General features: G+C 60.6%; 1 rRNA gene. It reads left to right on the top strand.

What is annotated here, in order from left to right:
- Window positions 1-26 precede the first annotated feature (26 nt).
- Window positions 27-558: ribosomal RNA gene (locus FE633_RS46955) — 16S ribosomal RNA — on the top strand; the annotation flags it as partial.

Genomic DNA, 558 nt, shown 5'->3' with positions numbered 1-558 from the left:
TGTGTGGTCCCGATTACGGGAAAACATTCACGGAGAGTTTGATCCTGGCTCAGGACGAACGCTGGCGGCGTGCTTAACACATGCAAGTCGAACGATGAAGCCCTTCGGGGTGGATTAGTGGCGAACGGGTGAGTAACACGTGGGCAATCTGCCCTCCACTCTGGGACAAGCCCTGGAAACGGGGTCTAATACCGGATACGACCATCGGCCGCATGGCCTGGTGGTGGAAAGCTCCGGCGGTGGAGGATGAGCCCGCGGCCTATCAGCTGGTTGGTGAGGTGATGGCTCACCAAGGCGACGACGGGTAGCCGGCCTGAGAGGGCGACCGGCCACACTGGGACTGAGACACGGCCCAGACTCCTACGGGAGGCAGCAGTGGGGAATATTGCACAATGGGCGCAAGCCTGATGCAGCGACGCCGCGTGAGGGATGACGGCCTTCGGGTTGTAAACCTCTTTCAGCAGGGAAGAAGCGAAAGTGACGGTACCTGCAGAAGAAGCGCCGGCTAACTACGTGCCAGCAGCCGCGGTAATACGTAGGGCGCAAGCGTTGTCCGGA

Source organism: Streptomyces montanus (assembly GCF_005786655.1).
Taxonomy (GTDB): Bacteria; Actinomycetota; Actinomycetes; order Streptomycetales; family Streptomycetaceae; genus Streptomyces; species Streptomyces sporangiiformans.
Note: the sequence above shows the minus strand (reverse complement) of the source record. Positions and strands in the feature narration are given on the sequence as shown.